The sequence below is a fragment of the Planomonospora antibiotica genome, from assembly GCF_014647955.1.
GTDB classification, from domain to species: Bacteria; Actinomycetota; Actinomycetes; order Streptosporangiales; family Streptosporangiaceae; genus Planomonospora; species Planomonospora parontospora.
This window is the reverse complement of sequence record NZ_BMQE01000119.1, coordinates 1-3,083: the sequence shown is the minus strand read 5'-3', so window position 1 is coordinate 3,083 and position 3,083 is coordinate 1. Positions and strand designations below refer to the sequence as shown.

4 protein-coding genes are annotated in these 3,083 nt (G+C 70.6%); all 4 read right to left on the bottom strand.

The genetic code is table 11. The annotated features are described in order from the left end of the window. Positions 1-95 precede the first annotated feature (95 nt). Positions 96-686, bottom strand: coding sequence for a tyrosine-type recombinase/integrase (locus tag IEZ06_RS35615; protein ID WP_189241072.1), 591 nt, complete (start codon positions 684-686; stop codon positions 96-98). A gap of 301 nt (positions 687-987) precedes the next feature. After that, entirely contained in the window at positions 988-1,383 is a 396-nt protein-coding gene (locus tag IEZ06_RS35610) for a VOC family protein (RefSeq protein ID WP_189241071.1), read from the bottom strand. 117 nt (positions 1,384-1,500) lie between these two features. Beyond that, positions 1,501-2,301 (bottom strand): helix-turn-helix domain-containing protein, encoded by an 801-nt coding sequence (locus tag IEZ06_RS35605; RefSeq protein WP_229799159.1) that lies wholly within the window; start codon positions 2,299-2,301, stop codon positions 1,501-1,503. Positions 2,302-2,305: 4 nt separating this feature from the next. Beyond that, a partial coding sequence (locus IEZ06_RS35600) for an IS3 family transposase (RefSeq protein ID WP_229799157.1) occupies positions 2,306-3,083 on the bottom strand: 778 nt, incomplete at its 5' end.

Genomic DNA, 3,083 nt, shown 5'->3' with positions numbered 1-3,083 from the left:
CAGCGCCTCGGCGAGCCCTCCGCTCTGTTTCCTCGTCCCTGGACCGTCACCACCTGGGTGCAGACCAAGTAAGCGGGAAAGGGGCCAGCCGCAGGTCAGAGGCTATGACGAGGCTCTGGTAGCTCTGATCGGTGCCGACGCCGCGGCGGAGCCAGATGCTCGGTGACGGAGGCGATGGCCTCAGCGCCGGGTTGGACGTAGCGCATGGCGGTGCGGGGGTTCTTGTGCCGGGTCTTGCCCATGATGAGCTGCAGCGGGATCTCCGCCTCGCCCAGATGGGTGGCGGCGCTGTGGCGCAGCTGGTGCAGGTCGATCCCGGCGTACTTCTCCAGCAGGAAGCGGGCGCGATCGTAGCCGAGGCGGGCGCGGCCGGTGTGCGGGCAGATGTCGGCGGCCGCGGGCCGGCGGGCCGGGACGGGGCGGCGCTCGGACAGGAACAGCGGGCCGCGGGTCCGCGACGTGCCGTCGGGCAGACGAAGCAGGCGGGCGGTGCCGATCTCGGCCTCGGTGACCTCGGCCAGCGGCCGGTCGCGGCCGAGCAGGGCGATGACGCGGTCGATGGCCGATGCATAGGCGCGGTGGGTGTTGGGGTTGGCCGTGCGCGCCGTGGCCAGGAAGGCGTCGGCGGCCGCGGCGAGACTGACGTGCCCGCCGCGCAGCGCGGCGACCTTCGGCGCGGCGCTCATGCCGGCCGGGCGGCGGTCGCTGCACCGGCCCAGGAGATGTACCGGATAACGCACCGGAGTCGCGCACCGCAGCGGCGAGGGCTTGTCCTGGTCGCCGCGCCGCCGTGATCGCGCATGTACGCGATAATAGACCGCTATCACGTACATGCGCGGAGTGCCGGTCGGACCGCAGGTGCTCTTGCACTCACCGTCCTGCAGGCAGCGCCGTGATTGCCTGGTTGGGCCCGCCGACTTCCCCGAGCACCGTCGCGACGCGCTGCTGCGCCGGCTGGCCCGGGGAGGCCGGCGTCGACGAGTCGGCTCAGCGTAGCTTGCCGGTGATGATCCACAGGTGGCCGAACGGGTCACGGATGCGGCCCGAGCGCTTGCCGTAGGGCCGATTCTCGATCGGCACAACCACCTCGGCGCCGTGGGCGATCATGCGTTCGCCGACTGCATCTGGATCGTCGACCTCGACCTCGAGCAGGACCGCGGATCCGCCGAGATCATCGGGTGACGGCCACCCCCACGATGAGACGGCCGGCGAGACCCGGAAGGACGACTTTCCGACGCGGTGGTCAACGACGCTGGGCCGGCCATCGTCGCTCCGGGGAGCGCTGAACACCTGCTCAGCGCCAAGGGCGACCTGGTAGAACGCCGACGCACGGTCCGGGTCGGGCACGATGAGACGGGGAGAAAGATGAATATCAGGCGTCATGAACCCATCGTCAGGCCGGACGGGGGCAGAGGTCTTGAAGATTTGGGAACGCCCCATGCGTCCGCCGTCACCTGGACGTACCCCACGGCCTGGTGGCCCATCGCGGGCTGATGGACCCTACGCGATCAGGCCTTCGGCGCGTAGCCACTCGGTCGGCGTACACCCGGCCATGGCCCGCCATTCCCGGGTCAAGTGCGCCTGGTCGGCGAATCCCGACGCCGCGGCCACTGCCGCCAGGCTCACCGTCCCGGCACGTGCGGCGGCCACGAGTCCGCCACGTGCGGCCTCGAACCGAAGGAGCCGCTGGTACTCCTTCGGCGTCACACCTAGCTCCGCCCGAACGGTACCGCTCAGGTGGCGCCGGGAGCACCCGAGAAGCCGAGCCGCCTCCTGCACCCGGGCGGTCCCGGACAGTGCCGCCAGCGTGGCCCGCAGTTCTTGGCCGCGGGTGTTCTCCTGGTGCCGGGCACGTCCGGCGATCAGGGCGCCTTCGACGAGGGCTCGGCGTTGCGGCCAGGACCGGCAGGCCGCCAGCTGCTCCGGCAGGTGCGCCATCGCTGGGGCCACGTCGGCCAGATCGGCGACGTGCCCGGTCAATGCCGACGCCGGGATCCCCAGCAGCGCGCCGGCACCCAGCGGGCTGAGCGTCAACCACACGCCGCGCGTGCCGCCCTCCTGCCTCAGCTCGGCTGCGTCCAAGTGAAGCCCGGCAACGACGGTCCGGAACCGTCCCCGCGAGCCGGGCCGCCCGAGCCACGCGATCTCCAACGAGTCCGCCTCCGGAATCGTGATCGACACCGTGGACGAAGGCAGCCCGCGATGAACGCCGACCGAGCCCGGGCCAAGCTCGTAGGCGCTCAGTGTCGCCACGAACGGCGCCAGAGCCGCGGACCTCTGGTGAGCAGGCACGATGGTCACCCCTTCACACTATGGCGGCCCGGCGATGCGACCGATGCCTCCGCCCCGCTACGGACGCACGCCCGCCTGGTACGGCTTTCCAGGGTTGTGATCTTCTTCCTCCTTGTATGGGTGTTCGTCTCGCAGCGGTGTCTCGCCTGTTGAGCGGGGCGGCCGGGTGACCTGCGCGGTGACGTCGGTGGAGCGGACCACCTGTCGGGTGTTCCCGCAGTTGATGATGGGCTGCGGGCCGGACAGCGGGTTGCGGTCTCGGGGTGAGCAGGTAGCCGACCAGCTTGAGTCCCGGCCGCGTGGCGGTGAAGTCGCGCCCGACCAGGTCGGGAATGCCGCGAAAGGCGCCCTGGGCGGTGGTGGTCGGCCGAAACGCCCGCACCTGGGCCGGGACCAGGCCCTGCTCGCGCATCAGCGCCCGCACCAGCTCGGCCGAGCAGGACTCGCCGCGCCGCAGCAGCTCCGCGTGCACCCGCCGATATCCGTAGGTCTCGTGCGCGTCGTGGAAGATCTCGGATACCAGCCGGGCCAGCAGTACGCGGCGTTGCGCGGTGGCCGAGGCCGGCCGCTGACGCCACTCGTAGTAGCCCGAGCGGGACACCTCCAGCCAGGCGCACATCTTGGCGATCTTATGGTGGGCCTTCTCCGCATCGATCAGCTCGTACTTGGCGAGCGTCATCGACTCTCGGCCGCGAAGAAGGCGGCTGCTTTTTTCAAGAACGTCAGCTTCTCTCCCGCGTTCCGCGTAATTCAGCGGCCTGGAGGCTCGAATATGGGCTGTGAGCTGGGCT